At 70.2% G+C, this 16,130-nt stretch carries 16 protein-coding genes; 9 read left to right on the forward strand and 7 right to left on the reverse strand.

Annotated features, from left to right (window positions below; translation table 11 throughout):
• Nucleotides 1-26 precede the first annotated feature (26 nt).
• Together ASD30_RS12090 and ASD30_RS12095 are read left to right on the forward strand one after the other, a co-directional pair.
• Complete coding sequence (locus ASD30_RS12090) at nucleotides 27-1,709, forward strand: DUF885 domain-containing protein (RefSeq protein WP_056681571.1); 1,683 nt, start codon at nucleotides 27-29, stop codon at nucleotides 1,707-1,709.
• 10 nt (nucleotides 1,710-1,719) lie between these two features.
• Nucleotides 1,720-2,316, forward strand: coding sequence for a Maf family protein (locus tag ASD30_RS12095; RefSeq protein ID WP_056681572.1), 597 nt, complete (start codon nucleotides 1,720-1,722; stop codon nucleotides 2,314-2,316).
• Here the strand turns inward: ASD30_RS12095 and ASD30_RS12100 are convergent.
• Entirely contained in the window at nucleotides 2,281-2,862 is a 582-nt protein-coding gene (locus ASD30_RS12100) for a GtrA family protein (RefSeq protein ID WP_082563797.1), read from the reverse strand. The two genes, ASD30_RS12095 and ASD30_RS12100, sit on opposite strands and share 36 nt — an antisense overlap.
• 56 nt (nucleotides 2,863-2,918) lie before the next feature.
• On the reverse strand, nucleotides 2,919-4,100 hold the full coding sequence (locus tag ASD30_RS12105) for an acyl-CoA dehydrogenase family protein (RefSeq protein WP_056684873.1): 1,182 nt from the start codon (nucleotides 4,098-4,100) through the stop codon (nucleotides 2,919-2,921).
• A gap of 196 nt (nucleotides 4,101-4,296) precedes the next feature.
• Here ASD30_RS12105 and ASD30_RS12110 point away from each other — a divergent pair, with 196 nt between their 5' ends.
• The 6 genes from ASD30_RS12110 (at nucleotide 4,297) to ASD30_RS12135 (ending at nucleotide 10,309) form a co-directional block, all read left to right on the forward strand.
• Nucleotides 4,297-4,668, forward strand: a complete 372-nt coding sequence (locus ASD30_RS12110; protein WP_056681574.1) for a MerR family transcriptional regulator — start codon at nucleotides 4,297-4,299, stop codon at nucleotides 4,666-4,668.
• Nucleotides 4,669-4,690: 22 nt separating this feature from the next.
• Entirely contained in the window at nucleotides 4,691-5,287 is a 597-nt protein-coding gene (locus ASD30_RS12115; RefSeq protein ID WP_156388511.1) for a hypothetical protein, read from the forward strand.
• Between the two features lie 141 nt (nucleotides 5,288-5,428).
• Complete coding sequence (locus ASD30_RS12120; RefSeq protein WP_056681576.1) at nucleotides 5,429-7,213, forward strand: acetyl/propionyl/methylcrotonyl-CoA carboxylase subunit alpha; 1,785 nt, start codon at nucleotides 5,429-5,431, stop codon at nucleotides 7,211-7,213.
• Between the two features lie 3 nt (nucleotides 7,214-7,216).
• Nucleotides 7,217-8,440, forward strand: coding sequence for a hypothetical protein (locus tag ASD30_RS26595; RefSeq protein WP_056681577.1), 1,224 nt, complete (start codon nucleotides 7,217-7,219; stop codon nucleotides 8,438-8,440).
• Entirely contained in the window at nucleotides 8,437-9,129 is a 693-nt protein-coding gene (locus tag ASD30_RS12130; RefSeq protein WP_056681578.1) for a hypothetical protein, read from the forward strand. The genes ASD30_RS26595 and ASD30_RS12130 overlap by 4 nt, the downstream gene beginning before the upstream one ends.
• 10 nt (nucleotides 9,130-9,139) lie before the next feature.
• Nucleotides 9,140-10,309 carry a hypothetical protein gene (locus ASD30_RS12135; protein ID WP_056681579.1) on the forward strand — a complete coding sequence of 390 codons (1,170 nt, stop codon included), beginning with the start codon at nucleotides 9,140-9,142 and terminating at the stop codon, nucleotides 10,307-10,309.
• Between the two features lie 178 nt (nucleotides 10,310-10,487).
• Here the strand turns inward: ASD30_RS12135 and ASD30_RS12140 are convergent, their stop codons facing one another.
• From ASD30_RS12140 to ASD30_RS12160, 5 genes are all read right to left on the reverse strand, one after another.
• Nucleotides 10,488-11,405: a VOC family protein gene (locus ASD30_RS12140; RefSeq protein ID WP_056681580.1), complete on the reverse strand. Its 918-nt coding sequence runs from the start codon at nucleotides 11,403-11,405 to the stop codon at nucleotides 10,488-10,490.
• Complete coding sequence (locus tag ASD30_RS12145) at nucleotides 11,402-12,259, reverse strand: fumarylacetoacetate hydrolase family protein (protein ID WP_056681581.1); 858 nt, start codon at nucleotides 12,257-12,259, stop codon at nucleotides 11,402-11,404. The genes ASD30_RS12140 and ASD30_RS12145 overlap by 4 nt, the downstream gene beginning before the upstream one ends.
• Before the next feature lie 68 nt (nucleotides 12,260-12,327).
• Entirely contained in the window at nucleotides 12,328-12,834 is a 507-nt protein-coding gene (locus tag ASD30_RS12150; protein ID WP_056681582.1) for a DoxX family protein, read from the reverse strand.
• A 16-nt stretch (nucleotides 12,835-12,850) separates the two neighbouring features.
• The gene (locus tag ASD30_RS12155) at nucleotides 12,851-14,593 is read right to left on the reverse strand and encodes an FAD-dependent monooxygenase (RefSeq protein WP_056681583.1); all 1,743 of its coding nucleotides are present in this window, start codon (nucleotides 14,591-14,593) and stop codon (nucleotides 12,851-12,853) included.
• A 24-nt stretch (nucleotides 14,594-14,617) separates the two neighbouring features.
• On the reverse strand, nucleotides 14,618-15,334 hold the full coding sequence (locus ASD30_RS12160) for an SDR family oxidoreductase (RefSeq protein ID WP_056681584.1): 717 nt from the start codon (nucleotides 15,332-15,334) through the stop codon (nucleotides 14,618-14,620).
• Between the two features lie 117 nt (nucleotides 15,335-15,451).
• Here ASD30_RS12160 and ASD30_RS12165 point away from each other — a divergent pair, with 117 nt between their 5' ends.
• On the forward strand, nucleotides 15,452-16,117 hold the full coding sequence (locus ASD30_RS12165) for a GntR family transcriptional regulator (RefSeq protein WP_056681585.1): 666 nt from the start codon (nucleotides 15,452-15,454) through the stop codon (nucleotides 16,115-16,117).
• Nucleotides 16,118-16,130 lie beyond the last annotated feature (13 nt).

Raw genomic sequence — 16,130 nt, forward strand, 5'->3', positions numbered from 1 at the left:
TCGACACTCACCACTACTGTGGGCGCGTGACCGAACAGCGCCCCGTGGATGCCATTGCCGATGCCTACGTCGAGGCGTACGCCGCCCTCGACCCGCTCACCGCGACGTACCTCGGCATCGCCGGGCACGACGACAAGCTGACCGACCTCTCCCCCGACGGGTTCGCCGCACGCGAGGAGCTGACCCGCAAGGCCCTCGCCGACGCCACGGCGGCGACGCCCAGCGACGAGCGGGAGCAGGTCGCCCGCGACGCGTTCCTCGAGCGGCTCGGCCTCGACGTCGAGACCTCCGAGGCCGGCCTGCAGCGCAGCGACTTCTCGGTGATCAGCAGCGGCCTGCACGAGATGCGCCAGGTCTTCGACCTCATGTCGACCGAGGGCGAGGAGGCCTGGTCCCTGATCGGCGCCCGCATCGCCGCCGTACCGCAGACCCTTCAGGACTACCGCATCACGCTGTCCGAGGAGGCCAACAAGGGCAACGTCGCCGCGGCGCGGCAGTACGCCGAGGTGGCCACCCAGGTACGCCACTGGACGGGACAGGAGGGCAACGGCGGCGACTTCTTCGCCGACCTCGTCAAGGGCAGCGACGCCGGCGAGGCCCTGCAGGACGACCTGGCCCAGCACGCCCGGGCAGCGACCCGCGCGTTCGCCGACTTCGGCATGTTCCTCGAGGACGAGATGGAGCCGCGCGGGCGCACCAACGAGGCGGTGGGGCGCGACCACTACGCACTGGCCTCGCGGCAGTTCCTCGGCGCCACCGTCGACCTCGAGCAGACCTACGCGTGGGGCTGGGAGGAGCTCAAGCGCATCGAGGACGACATGGCCGCCACCTCCGACCTGATCCTCCCGGGCAGCAGTGTCGACGAGGCCGTGGCCCACCTCGAGGGCGACCCGGCCCGCCGCATCGCCGGGCGCGAGGAGTTCCGCCAGTGGATGCAGGAGCTGGCCGACCGGACCCTCGCCGACATGGCCGGCACTCACTTCGACATCCCGGAGCCGATACGCCGCATCGAGTGCAGGCTGGCCCCCACCAACGACGGCGGCATCTACTACACCGGCCCGTCGGAGGACTTCACCCGCCCCGGCCGCATGTGGTGGTCGGTGCCTGACGGCATCGAGGAGTTCTCCCCCTGGCGCGAGGTCACGACCGTCTTCCACGAGGGCGTGCCGGGCCACCACCTGCAGGTCGGGCAGACCGCCTACCGCAAGGACAAGCTCAACCGCTGGCAACGCCTGATGTGCTGGGTCAGCGGTCACGGCGAGGGTTGGGCGTTGTACGCCGAGCGCCTGATGGACGACCTCGGCTACCTCGCGGACCCGGCCGACAAGCTGGGCATGCTCGACGGCCAGGGCTTCCGCGCGGCCCGGGTGATCATCGACATCGGCATGCACCTCGAGCTCGAGATCCCCAAGGACAACCCGTTCGGCTTCCACCCCGGCGAGACATGGACGCCCGCCCTGGGCCTGGAGTTCATGCGCCAGCACTGCCGCATGGACGACCCGACCATCGTGTTCGAGGTCAACCGCTACCTCGGCTGGCCGGGCCAGGCGCCGTCGTACAAGGTCGGCGAGCGCATCTGGCTCGAGGCCCGCGACGACGCGAAGGCGCGCAAGGGCGCCGACTTCGACCTCAAGGAGTTCCACCGCGCGGCCCTCGACCTCGGCTCCCTCGGGCTGGACCCGCTGAAGGCCGCGCTGGCCCGGATCTGAGCGGCCGGCAATGACGACACGACTGGTCCTGGCCTCGGCCTCCCCCGCACGTCTGGCCACCCTGCGCAGCGCCGGCGTCGAGCCCGAGGTGATCGTCTCGGGCGTCGACGAGTCGCAGGTGGTCGGCATCCCGCCGGGCGAGCTCGCACTGCAGCTCGCCGAGCTGAAGGCGGCTGCCGTCGCAGCCCGCGTGACGGGTGAGGGCCTCGTCCTGGGCTGCGACTCGGTGCTCGAGATCGACGGTGAGGCCTACGGCAAGCCGGCCTCGCCCGAGGAGGCCACCACGCGCTGGCAGCTGATGCGCGGCCGCAGCGGCGTGCTCCACAGCGGGCACTCGCTGCACGACGTCGCCAACGGCAGGGTCGCCGCGGCCACCGCGTCGACGACCGTGCACTTCGCCGATCTCGGCGACGACGAGATCGCGGCGTACGTCGCGACCGGCGAACCCCTCCATGTCGCGGGGGCGTTCACCATCGACGGACTCGGCGGTGCCTTCGTGACCGGCATCGAGGGCGACCACCACACCGTCGTGGGCGTCAGCCTGCCCCTGCTGCGCGACCTGATGGCCGAGCTAGGGCATGCGTGGATCGACCTCTGGGTCCGTTGAGGTTTCGTCGGTGACACCGAGGACGCGTCGCGGGTTGCCGCGCGCCACCACGCAGTTGCCCGGCAGCGGCAGTGCGTTGGTGCCTGCGAGGGTGGCCGGCGCGTAGTTCTTCTGGCTGAAGATCACCTGGCGGAACAGGTAGAACCGGGCCATCATGCCCAGGCCGAGCCCGACCACGTTGGCGGCGATGTTGTCGGCGAAGGCCGAGTCCTGGTCGAGCAGGTTGCGGCTGATCCACAGGCACCCGATGGGCAGGGCCATGGTGACCACGTTGATCAGGACGTACGCCGACCGGCCGCCGTCCGCGTGTGCGGTCTGCCGGTTCTTGAACGCCCAGTTGCGCGTGCCGCGGTAGCTGATCGCCATGCCGACCGTGTTGGCCACGACGTAGGCGAGCGTCGGATGGGTGTGCAGCCACGGCTTCTCGGTGACGTAGACGCCGTGCACCAGGAAGTTGAAGAGCACGAACGCCACCAGCGTCGCTGCCCCGCCGACGGCAAGGAAGCGCAATGTCTCGTCAATGAGACGCCTGGCGCGAGGACCCATGAAAAGCGAGGCTACTCGACCGAAGCCGGGAAGCCCCGCCCATTTCTTCTACGTGGTCACTTCACCGGCAGGCCGAGGCCACGGGCGATCAGCATGCGCTGCACCTCGGAGGTGCCCTCGCCGATCTCGAGGATCTTCGCGTCGCGGTAGAACCGGGCCACCGGGTACTCCTCCATGAAGCCGTAGCCGCCGAAGACCTGGGTGGCGATGCGGGTCGCGGTGACCGCCGACTCGGAGGTGTAGAGCTTGGCGATCGAGGCCGCCTGCTTGAACTCCTTGACCGGGGCGCCGGCGTCCTTCATGGCCGCGGCCTTGTAGGTCAGCAGGCGACCGGCCTGGAGCATGACGTCGAGGTCGGCGATCTGGAAGGCCACGCCCTGCTTGCGACCGATCGGGCCTCCCATGGTCTGGCGCTCCAGTGCGTATTCCACGCACAGGTCGCGGCAGGCCTGGATCAGGCCGACGGCGAGGGCGGCGATGGCGACCCGGCCGTCGTCGAGGGTGGCCAGGAACTGCGCGAAGCCGCGGCCCTTCTCGCCGAGCAGGTTGGCTGCCGGCACGTGCGCGTCCTCGAAGGAGAGCGGGTGGGTGTCGGAGATGTGCCAGCCGAGCTTGTCGTAGGCCTTCTCGGCGGTGAAGCCGGGCGTGCCGGACGGCACGATGATCGTGCTGATCTCGGCGTTTCCGTTGTCGCGCGTACCGGTGCGAGCGGTGACGGTGACCAGCGAGGTGATCTCGGAGCCGGAGTTGGTGATGAACTGCTTGCTGCCGTTGACCACCCACTCGTCGCCGACCAGCTCGGCCTTCGTCTTGGTCGCGCCCGCGTCGGAGCCGGCGCCCGGCTCGGTGAGGCCGAAGCCGGCGAGCTTCTCGCCGGCCACCAGCGGCGGGAGGAACTCCTCCTTCTGGGCGTCGGTGCCGTAGGTCAGGATCGGGTTGATGCCGAGGCCGACGCCGGCCTCGAGCGTGATGCCCATCGACTGGTCGACCCGGCCGAGCTCCTCGATGGCCAGGCACAGCGAGGTGAACGGGCCGTCCTCGGGGGCCAGCCCGGCGCCGCCGTACTCCTCGGGCGCGGTCAGGCCGAAGAGGCCGAGCGCGCCCATCTTGTGCACGACGTCGACCGGGAAGTGGTGGTCGCGGTCCCACTGCGCGACGTGCGGGGCGATCTCGGCCTCCGCGAAGTCGCGGACGGACCGGCGGAACTCTTCGTGCTCACGGGACAACTCGAACGACATGACTACCTCTTCATTGTGGTCGACGTACGACACCATGGTCCTACGCTTACCCGCCTCGTACCTCGGCGGCACTCGACCACCGAAAACACCCACACCGCCTCGTACCTCGGCGGCACTCGACCACCGAAAACACCCACACCGCCTCGTACCTCGGCGGCACTCGACCACCGAAAACACCCACACCGACAGGACCACCGTGACGACCTGGACGATCCGGCAGCTGGCCGACGAGTACGCCGTCACGTTGCGCACGCTGCGCCACTACGAGGACCTCGGCCTGCTGCATCCGGTGCGCGCCGGCACCGTGCGGGAGTACCACCAACGCGACCGGATCCGGCTCGAGCTGATCCTGCGCGGCAAGCGGGTCGGGTTCTCGCTCGACGAGATCGCCGTGATCGTGAACATGTACGACGAGCCCCCGGGCGAGGCCGGGCAGCTGGAGTACCTCATCGAGCAGTGCGACGTACGACGCCAGCACCTGGAGGCTCAGCGCCGCGACATCGACGCCACCCTCGACGACCTCGCCGCGATCGAGGCCAGGTGCCGCGAAGACCTGGTTGGCCTGTGAGCCCGGTGGGCATGGTGCCGGCATGAACGCATCCGGCTGGCAGCAGCCCCCACCGTGGCGGGTGGCCTACGACGACGCCCGCATCACCCTCGTGCTCATCCGGCCCGACGGCGCGGTCGCCGGCGAGATCGCGCCGTACGACGTGCCCGAGCAGCGTCGCGGGAGTGGCTTCTTCGCCACGATGCGCTCGTCACTCAGTGATGGCGTCGACGCCGCCCTGTGGATGCAGGGACGGGGCCGGATCCGCGGCGGTGCCCCCGCGGTGCACTTCACGATGGCCGACGGAACTCCGGTCGAGTTGTGGAACGGCAGGGACGGCGGTTGGCGGAGAGCCCGTCGGCACGGCACGTTGACCATTGCCGGCCGCAAGTACGAGGTGCGGCACCTCGGCCGGCGCCGTACCGCCCTGGTGCACGACGGCGTACGGCGGACCACGCTGCGGCGGAAGGGTTTCGGCTGGGGCGCGACCGCCGACGCAGCGCCCAGCTACGTCGTGCGCCACGGCGTGCCCGCACCCGATGCCCACGACGAACTGGCCATCGTGCTCGCCGGCTCGACTCTCGGGCCCGTGGGCCGACCGGGCTGGTGGGCCGAGTTCTTCAACGAGTTCTCGCCCTGAGCCGTGCACCCGACAACGGGAGTGGCGTTCTCCACAGACCAGAGACCGGAACCCCGGAACTGAGTACCACCGGAGGGCCTTAGACTCCACGACGGGTGCACGATCGGTGCGCCCTCGCAATTCATCACCAGAGGAGTGTCCGTGCCCGAGGTCAAGCCGTTGCAGAAGGTCCTCATCGCCAACCGTGGCGAGATCGCCGTGCGCGTGATCCGCGCCTGCAAGGACGCCGGAATCGGCTCGGTCGCCGTCTACGCCGACCCCGACCGTGACGCCCAGTTCGTCCGCCTGGCCGACGAGGCCCACGCCCTCGGTGGCGCCACTCCCGCCGAGACCTACCTCGACATCGCCAAGATCATCAAGGTCGCGGCCGAGACCGGCGCCGACTCCGTGCACCCGGGCTACGGCTTCCTCGCCGAGAACGCCGAGTTCGCACAGGCCGTGATCGACGCCGGCCTGATCTGGATCGGCCCCTCCCCCGAGGCGATCGAGGGCCTCGGCGACAAGGCCAAGGCCAAGCAGATCGCCCTCGCCGCCGGTGCTCCGCTCGCCCCGGGCCTCAAGGACGCCGTCAAGGACGCCGACGAGATCGTCGGGTTCGCCAAGGAGCACGGCCTGCCGGTCGCCATCAAGGCGGTCTTCGGCGGCGGTGGCCGCGGCCTGAAGGTGGCCCGCACGCTCGAGGAGATCCCCGAGCTCTACGAATCCGCCGTGCGCGAGGCGATCAGCGCCTTCGGCCGGGGTGAGTGCCTGGTCGAGAAGTTCCTCGACAAGCCGCGCCACGTCGAGACCCAGTGCCTGGCCGACCAGCACGGCAACGTCGTGGTCGTGTCGACCCGCGACTGCTCCCTGCAGCGTCGTCACCAGAAGCTCGTCGAGGAGGCCCCCGCGCCGTTCCTGACCGACGAGCAGGTCAAGCGCCTCTACGACTCCTCCAAGGCGATCCTCAAGGAGGCCGGCTACGTCGGTGCCGGCACCTGCGAGTTCCTCGTCGCCGCCGACGGCACCATCTCGTTCCTCGAGGTCAACACCCGCCTGCAGGTCGAGCACTGTGTCTCCGAAGAGGTCACCGGCATCGACCTGGTGCGCGAGATGTTCCGCATCGCCGCCGGTGAGGAGCTCGGCTACGACGACCCCGAGATCCGCGGCCACTCGATCGAGTTCCGCATCAACGCCGAGGACGGCGGCAACAACTTCATGCCGGCCCCCGGCACCCTGACCGCCTGGCTGCCGCCCGCGGGCCCCGGTGTCCGCCTCGACTCCGGCTACATCAACGGTGAGACGATCCCGGGCAACTTCGACTCGCTCGTGGCCAAGCTGATCGTGACGGGGAAGGACCGCACGCAGGCGATCGAGCGCTCGCGCCGCGCGCTCTCCGAGTTCGAGGTCGACGGCATGCCGACCGCGATCACCTTCCACGAGGTGATCGTGAACGACCCGGCCTGGGTCGGCGCCTCGACCCCGTCCGGCGAGGGCGAGTTCACGGTCTACACCACCTGGATCGAGACCGACTTCGACAACCAGATCACGCCGTACGCCGGCGGCACCGCCGAGGCCGAAGAGGCCGGCGAGCGCCAGAGGGTGACCGTCGAGGTCGGCGGGAAGCGCCTCGAGGTCGTGCTCCCGGCCGGTCTCGGTGGCCTCAGCACCGGCGGCGCGGGCGCAGCCAAGAAGCCGAAGCGAGCCGCCAAGAAGTCCGGCTCCGCGGTCTCCGGTGACGCGGTCGCCTCCCCGATGCAGGGCACCATCGTCAAGGTCGCCGTCGAGGAAGGCGCCACCGTCGCCGAGGGCGACGTCGTCGTCGTGCTCGAGGCGATGAAGATGGAGCAGCCACTCAAGGCACACAAGGCCGGCACGGTCACCGGCCTGACCGCCGAGGTCGGCGCCACGGTCACCAACGGCGAAGTGATCTGCGAGCTCAAGGACTGACTCGTGGCCGTCTCGGGCGTCGATGACGACTTCGCCGGCACCGTCGGCGAGATCGTCGCCCACCTCGAGCACGACCCCGTCCTGGTCGAGGAAGTCATGGGCAACGGCCACACCGAGGCCGTCCTGGATGCGCTGACCGCGAAGGCCGCCAAGAGCTCGGTCCCGGTGCACATCGTGCTGACCAAGGCCCCACCCGGGCTGACCACGGACAACACCGCCGAGGAGTTGCTGACCCTCCTCCACGCCCGTTCGGGCGAGGACGGCGTCTGGTTCGTCTCGACCTCGGAGGTCGGACACACTGCGCTGGCGGTCTACGGCGACATCGCACCTTCTGTCGACAACGATGAGTTGATGCTGGCCGGCGCCGTCAGGGAGGCCCGAGAGGCTGCCACCGACGCGATCCGGGACTCGTGCGGCGACTGCTTCGCGACGCCGGTGGTCGAGGCCGGCCTGGTGCTCGACGTGGTCAACGCCGGACTGCCCGGGACCTACATGGAGAATCCCCTGACCGACCAGCAGATCGAGGCCTATGCGACCTCCACCTGGCAGGGGCAGGGCACCCGGAGCCCCGTGGGCGAGAACGCCGAGATGCCGACCCCCGGGCTCTACGCGGTGGTCGCCACGGTGACGGCGCTCTGTGTCGCGGTGGTCGGGTACCGACTGGTCCAGGCCGTCGGCGGAGTCGCCCACCGACCGGGTTCGGGCAAGGGCACCAGCGCCTCGTCGCGGAAGCCACGACCTGCGCCCGACCCGGCCAAGGAACTCGACCGCGCCCGGGCCCGGGCCTCCTCGGCGACCAAGAAGCTTTCCGCAGCACTCGGACGGGCCGACGACCTCGTCGACTGGCGGCGCAGGGACACCGCCGCTGCATGCCTGGAGCGTGCCGAGACCCGCACCAGCTCCGACGGCCTGCTCGAGGTGGTCGGATCGCTCGTGCTCGCACAGACCGGCCTGCATGCCCTCGAGACGTCCGAGGGCCAGTACCGCTGCTGCTACGTCGACCCGCGCCACGGAGCCGCCGACACCGAGTCCCCGCTGGGTGGCGGTGCCAGCGTGCCGGTCTGCCGGGCCTGCGCCGGGGCGCTGGAGAAGGGCGCCGAGCTGGCGCCACTCCACGAGAAGGGCCGGCTGGGCAACCGACGGCCCTACTACGAGGGATCCACGGTGTGGGCAAGGACCGGCTTCGGCGCCCTCGGCGGCGACTGGTGGCAGCAGGTGCCCCGATGAACCGCGTGACTCGTGGCCTCGTGTCGCTGGGTGTGGCCGCCGGGCTCGCCGCGGGCTCCGCCGTACTGGCCACCCAGGTGCTGCACGACCGGAGGGCCGACGCCGTGGCCGCGCAGGGCGAGCCACTCAAGGCGGAGGCGCGCACTGACCGTGTGGTGAACGCCCTGGCCGGGCTGGCCGACGACGGTGTGTACGTCGCACCCGACGCCCGCGACATGTTGGACAGGGCCGGCGAGAAGAGGGTGGCCCGGGCGGTCGCGGCCGCGCAGACCCCGGTGAAGGTGGTGGTGTGGACCGACACCCGCCACGCCGGTGCCTCCGGCTTCGACACGGTCCAGCAGCTCGAAGCCGGGTTGGCCGAGTCCGGTGAGCGCGGCGTCTACCTGATCTGGCAGGGCCCCGAGAACGGCGACATCAACACGTTCGGTCCCTACGGCTACCTGACCATGTCGCCACACGACGAGTTCGCCGGCGATCCCTCGGTCACCCTTCCGCGCCTGGTCAAGCGGGTCGACGGCGAGGTGCGGTGGCCCGAGCGGGACACGGAGTCCGACTACTGGGGTGGTGTCAGTGGCGGGATCATGGCGGGCGCACTGATCGGTGTCGGCGTCCTGCTCGGGATCGGCACTCTCTACGGTCTGTTCGTGGGCACGACCAAGCGACGACTGCCCGGCACCTGGCGCTGGTGAGGAGACCACGATGGCCGACGACCTGACCCGCATCCACGAGGAGCTGGCCTCCGACGGGGTCTACGTGCACCCGTCGCTGCGCGGCCTGGTGAGCAAGGCCGACGAGGCCGACCTGGAGCACCAGGTGACCGCGGCCGAGCACACGACGTACGTCGTGGTGTGGCCGCTGCGCGACAACGACACGTACGGCGGCAAGGCCTCGGACCTGCTGACCCGGCTGCACGACAAGTTCCCCGACCCCGGGATCTACCTCTCCACCACCACCCGCCTCGAGCCGACGGACTATTCGAGCGTCGAGGTCGACGGTCGCCAGTGGGGCGTTCCCGGCCAACCCGATGGCGAGCTGAACGACTACTCCATCGAGATGGTGGTCGACCTGGAGGAGCACCAGGACGTGCCGTCGGCGATGAGTCGCTCCATCGAGCTGCTCTCGATGGACCCCGCGCGGGTCGAGAAGCTGCAGGACAAGCTGCTGGCCGAGCACTCGGCGGACTACCGGGAGGAGAATCCGCGCGAGGACGACGACGGGTGGCTGCCCGGCGGCCTGACCACCGTGGTGGTCGCGCTGGTCGCCGTGTTCCTGGCGTGGCGGGTCGCGGTCTCGTTCCGGAAGCAGGCGAAGCCGGCACCGCTGCCGAAGTCCGCCCTGAAACAGATCCGCGCGGCCCGGGCCCGCGAGACGCTCTCCCTCGCCCACGACGAGTCGCAGGCGCTGGGTGAGCAGCTCGACGAGCTGGAGATCGCACCCGGCGACGACCAGCAGGCCTGGCAGGCAGCACTGGACCACTATGCCGCCGTACGCCGCCTGCTGACCCCCGAAGAACCCGACGAGCTCGATGCGGTCGGTGCCCTCGTGCTGACCCGGCGCGGAAGGGACGCACTCGAGACCGCCCGGGCAGGGAAGGCCTGGGCGCCGAGCCCCACCTGCTACCTCAACCCGCTGCACGGGCGAGCCGGCAAGGAGCGCCGCGTCGAGTGGCAGGGCCGCACCCTCGAGGTGCCGCTGTGCCCCGACTGCCTCACCGCGCTGCGCCGGAAGAAGGCCCCCGACATCCTCGACGTCGTACGCCGGGGCAAGCCGGTGCACTACTTCGAGACCGACGCCGAGCCGTGGGCGTCGACCGGCTACGGCTCGCTCGAGCCCGACCTGGTCACGCGACTGCAGGCCGGCTTGCAATAGGGCCGCCCGGCAAGCCGAGCGGCCCTACCCTCCGCTCCCTCCCAGGAGAGAGGCTCCTCACCGCCGCTCAACGTCTCCGGAGCAGCGGCCACGTCGGGCCGTTGCCGACTGTAGTCAGTTCGCGGCGTCCGCGTGGCGCGAACCCGGCAACTGAGACCGGACCGTTGCGCGCGGCCGGTCAGGCGGTGCTGTGCGCCCCGGTCATCATGGCGGCGAGGTCGTCGGGCTTGAGGAACGACGGGGGCGGCGGCGGGCCCCAGTTGAACAGGCCCTTCGCGCCCTCGAGCACCTCGGGCTCCCAGATCTCGTCCTCGGGGATGCAGTCCATGTCGGAGAAGTACTCCGAGAAGTTGCCGGCCGGATCCTTGAGGTACCAGAAGAAGTTGGAGCCGGCGTGGTGCCGGCCCAGGCCCCAGACGTGGCGCTCCGGGTTGTCCTCCAGCATCGCGAAGGCACCGCGGCCCACGTCGTCGATGTCGTCGACCTGCCAGCTCGTGTGGTGCAGGTAGTTCACCGGAGCCTGCAGGGCCAGGAAGTTGTGGTGGTCGTTGGAGCACCGCAGGAAGGCACCCTTGTCGCCGATGTGGTCGGAGACCTTGAAACCGAGCCCGTCGATGAAGAACCGCATCGTGGCGGCCAGGTCCGTCGTACCGCCGACCGCGTGGCCGAGCCGGCGCGGGCGGACCCGGTCGGTGCGGACCAGGCCGGGAGCCCGGCCGTGGCGCTCGATGCGCCCCGGCCCGTTGTACGGCGTGGCCGGGAGCCGCTCCTGGGTGATGCGTGGCCGCACCGCGATCCTCACCCCGAACCCGCTCACGGGCTCGTGGGTGAGCAGCTCGTCGCCGTCGAGGTCGGCCGGCACCCCGAGCCGCAGCAGGTTCGCTGAGATGCGGGCCAGGTCATCGACGTCGTCGGCGGCCACGCCGAGCTCGACGAGACGACGTACCGGCGACGGCACCAGCGCCAGCTGGCGTCCGCCGTCACGCGTGCTGAGCCCGTCGGGCCCCTTGGTCAGACCGAACTCGGTGTAGTACGCCTCGGTCGACGCGACGTCGGGGACGCCGATGACGACATGGCTGAGTCCGTGCAGACTCATGGCGTCTCCTCGGGAACGAAGGTCTGCCGCAGCTCACCGATGCCCTCGATGCTGGACACCAGGGTCTGCCCGGCGGCGACGAAGAGCTGGGGTTCGCGGCCGACGCCGACACCGGCCGGCGTACCGGTGAAGATCAGGTCGCCGGGGTAGAGGGTGACCACCTTGGTGAGCTCGGCGATCAGGCGGGGCACCGACATGATCAGCTCGGAGGTGCGCCCGTCCTGGACCACTTCGTCGTCCAGGGTGCAGGTCAGGGTGAGGTTGTCGCGGTCGTCGAGCTCGTCGGTGGTGACCAGCCACGGTCCGGTCGGCGAGAACCCGGGGAACGACTTGCCCAGTCCGAACTGCGGGGCCGGCCCGCGCAGCTGGACGACGCGCTCGGAGATGTCGTTGCCGACGGTCAGTCCGGCCACGACGTCCCAGGCGTCGGCCTCGGCGACGCGGGTGACCTCGCGCCCGATCACCGCGACCAGCTCGACCTCCCAGTCGGTGTTGCCGCCGGCCGGCAGCACGACCTCGGTGACCGGGCCGCTCAGGCTGCTCTGGAACTTCGGGAAGACCGGCGGCAGGTCGGTGGGCGCCTCGAAGCCCGACTCCGCGGCGTGGGCGGAGTAGTTGAGCCCGATCGCGAAGATCTGGCGGGGCTCGGGCGAGGGGGCACCGAGGTCGGCCACGTCGAACGGCTCGGCGCCGTCGAGCCCGGCCTGCCCGGCCCACCCCACGAAGTCGGTCCAGTTGTCGTAGATGCCGCGCAGCTCGGGGCCGAAGCGGCCGTCGCTGGCCTTGTGGACGTCGAGGGCCTCGGCGTCTCCGGCGACCAGCACGGCACGGCCTGAAAGGTTGGCGAGTCTCATGTGTTTTCTCCTCCTGGGAATGATGGTGGCTCAGACGAGCCGGGGATGGCGAGCGGTGTCGGCCGTGGTCATGCCGTCACGGAACGACTGAGGGTCTTGCGGGCGTAGGTGATGAAACAGGCCGCGGCGACCAGGCCCACTCCGATGGCGAGCAGGCCGGTGGCCTCGCCGTACTGGTTGGTGAGGTCGAGCGCGCGGTCGAGCGAGAGCCGCCCCGGTCCGGTGAGGGCGAGTACGGCGGCCGCGGCGGCGTACAACAGCGGGAGCTCGTAGCCACCCTTGACCGCCCAGAGGCCGTTGCCCCAGGTGACGGACGAGGCGACCACCAGCGTGCCGAGCACCATCGCCGCGCCGAGCGGCGTGAAGAGGCCGAGCAGCACGAGCAGGCTCCCGGTGATCTCGGTGACCGCGGCCAGCAGCACCAGGGTGCGCCCCGGACGGAGGCCCCACTGCTCGAACAGCGGGGCGGTGCCGCCGGGGCCCATGCCGCCGAACGCACCGAACGCCTTCTGGGCGCCGTGCGCCAGGATCAGCCCGCCCACGACCAGGCGCAGCAGCAGTAGTCCGTATTCCATGTCTGTCTCCTCGAAGTCAGCGGTTGACGATCGACCCGAGCGCAGCCCGCAGGCTGGCCGTGGGGTCGGGGGTGAGAGTGGGAGCCCGCCACCCGATGTAGCGGTCGGGCCGGACCAGCAGGGCGCCGTTCTCCTCGATCTCCGAGGCCGTACGCCACGAACCGTAGGGGTCGTCGATCTCCTGCCCGCGACCGACGACCGCGGTGCGGATCTCGATGCCGAGCTCGGCGGAGACGGCGACGGCGGCCTTGGCCCAGGCCTCTCCCCCGATACCGGTGAGCAGGGTGAACACTCCGCCACCGGCCAGGTCCAGAGTGGAGACCCGGCGGCCCTCCCGGGCCAGCCACTGGTGCGGCAGGTAGGCGCCGGGCCACGTGGTCTGGTGGTAGAACAGCTCCGCGTCCCTGTCGTACGCCGGCTGCTGCTGGCCGTCGGTGACCGCGGCCGCAGACATGTAGCGCTGGCCGAGCTCCACGCCGTTGGCGTTGAAGTGGTGGTCGTTGGCAGCGATCGCCTGGTCGAGGGCGGCTCGGCGCTCGCGGCCCTCGTCGGAGTCACTGAAGAACGTGTCGAGCGCGGCGTGGCCCTCCTCGTCGGACTGCCCGGCACCCACACCGAACACGGGTGGGATCGAGCCTGCGAGGCCGACGCTGGCCAGTGCCCGGTCGACGACCTGGCGGCCGACCGGCTGGCGCTCGTCGTGGTAGCTGTCGAGCAGGGAGTCGTCGGCCAGGCCGCGCACCACCAGCGACAGCTTCCACGCCAAGTTGTAGCCGTCCTGCACCGAGGTGTTGCTGCCCAGCCCGTTGGCCGGCGGGTGACGGTGTGCGGCGTCGCCAATGACGAACGCGCGACCCTTGCGGTATTCCAGCGCGACCACGTGGTTGAGCTGCCACTCGCTGACGTCCTTGATGGTCACCTCGACCGAGTCGTCGCCGATCACCTTGTGGGCCCGCTCGATCAGGGCGTCGTGGCTCAGGTCGATCTGCTCGGTGGCCGGGTCGTAGACCACGATCAGCACGAACTCGGTCCAGGGCCGCACGGTGACGAAGGTGCCGGCGCCGAGCCAGAAGTCGCGCCCGGGCTGGATGGTGAAGAAGAGCGCCCCGGGCCGGTGCGCCCGGTGCTCGGTCAGGTCGGCCTCGATCCAGACATTGACCGCGGAGCCGAGTCCGGTCTCGCCCTCGAAGGGGAAGCCGAGCTGGCTGGCGACGACACTGCGCCCACCGTCGGCGCCCACGGCGTACGCCGCCCGGATCAGGTAGTGCTCGCCGGTGGTGTGGTCGACGACCTCGGCCTCGACCCGGTCGGCGTCCTGGCTGATCGCGACCAGCTCGGTGTTGAAGCGCAGATCGGCGCCGAGCTCGAGGGCGCGGTCGCGCAGGATCGGTTCGAGGTCGTGCTGGCCGATGTTGGTCATCGAGCACGGGCTGGACTTCGCGTAGTCGCCGGCCCGGTCGGGACCGGTGCCCCAGGCGTGGCTGCGGGCCAGCTCGCGCCCGGCGACGCTGGTGGCCCAGACGTTGTTGCCCATCTGGTCGGCCGGGAGCGCGCGGGCCAGCACCTTCTCCTCGATGCCGAGGTCGCGGAAGACCTCCATCGCGCGCTGGTTGGTGATGTGCGCACGCGGGGTGTGCGCCGTACCGGGGTAGCGGTTGACGGCGATCATCGAGATGCCGTCCCGGGCGAGCAGTGCGGTGGTGGTCAGGCCGGACGGCCCCGCCCCCACCACGAGGACGTCGGATTCTTCGATACGCATTGATTGCCTGCTTTCGTGGGGGTGTCAGATGAGGTGCATGCCCGCGTCGACCACCAGATTCGCCGCGTTGATTCCGGGGTTGTCGATGAGTGCGAAGGCCGCGGCCACGATGTGCGCGGGCTCGGGCAGCCTCTTGCCGGGTGTGCGCTGACGCAGCCGCTCGTAGGTCTCGGCGCGCACCGGGTCGGCCTCGTCGACGGCCTCGGTGCCCATCACGACGCCGGGCGTGATGACGTTGACCCGCACGGGAGCGATCTCGACGGCCAGGGAGTTGCCGAGGCCGACGACGCCGGCGTTGGCCATCGAGATGGTGGTCGAGCCGGGCATCGGCCGCCACATCGACAGGCCGCTGAACAGCAGGACCGAGCCTTCGGGCGACAGGTGCGGGAGCGCGTAGTGCACGCTGGCCGCGTAGCCGACGTTCTTCATCAACGAGGTGCGGGCTGCGTCGTCGGGCCGGAAGTCCTTGATGGTGTTCTGGTCGCGGTCGAGCGCGGCCAGGACCAGGTGGTCGATCGGGCCCACGCTGTCGAAGAAGGACTCGAGGGAGGCCCAGTCGGTCAGGTCGCACACGCCGGCGAGCGCGTTCTCCCCCAACTTCTTCGCTTCCACCTCGGCGACCTCACGGGTGCGACCGACCACGGTGACCCGGTCTCCGCGGGCGACGGCCGCACGGGCGATCTCGAGCCCGAGGCCCTTCGTGCCGCCGACGATGACGAGGTGCCTTGGAGATTGAGTCATGGAGAAGCCTCCTGGATCTGAGAGTGGTCTGCTTCACACAGTTTTACTCGCGATTCTCGAACAAGCAAGAGATTTTCGAATATTTCTAGAATGTGCGCTTGCTGCTACGCTGTTCCCATGACCCAGGAGAAGACCCGTGCCAACACCGAGGCCGTGCACGCATTGCTGCGTGCCGACGTGCTCGGTGGCGTGCACCAGCCCGGAGAACGCCTCAAGTTCGCCTCGCTCTGCGAGCGGTACGGCGCCAGCGTCAGCGTGATCCGCGAGGCACTGACCCGGCTGGTCGAACAGGGCCTGGTCGAGTCCGAGCCGAAGATCGGCTTCAAGGTGCGCTCGGTCTCCATCGATGACCTGCGTGATCTCACCGCGACCCGCATCGACATCGAGACGATCGCGCTGGCCTATGCCATCGAGCGCGGCGGGGTCGACTGGGAGGCCGACATGGTCGGCGCCCACCACAAGCTCGAGCGGACGCCGATGCTGACCACCGACGGCCCGCCCCGCATCTCCGACGAGTGGGAGGACGCCCACGGTCGGTTCCACATCGCCCTGCTCGACGGATGCGGTAGCCCGCGGCTCCTCGACATCGCCTGCAGCCTGCGCGACGCCGCCGAGTTCTACCGCCGCTGGTCACAGACCCGCGATACCGGTCGCGACGTGGCCTGCGAGCACCGCGAGATCCTCGAGGCCACGCTGGCCCGTGACAGCGAGACCGCGGTCGAGCGCCTGCGCCAGCACTACCAGCGGACCGCCGAGATCCTTGAGACGGCTCTCACCGCATGAGCGACGCTGGCTA

It is taken from the genome of Nocardioides sp. Root140, assembly GCF_001426745.1.
Lineage (GTDB): Bacteria > Actinomycetota > Actinomycetes > Propionibacteriales > Nocardioidaceae > Nocardioides.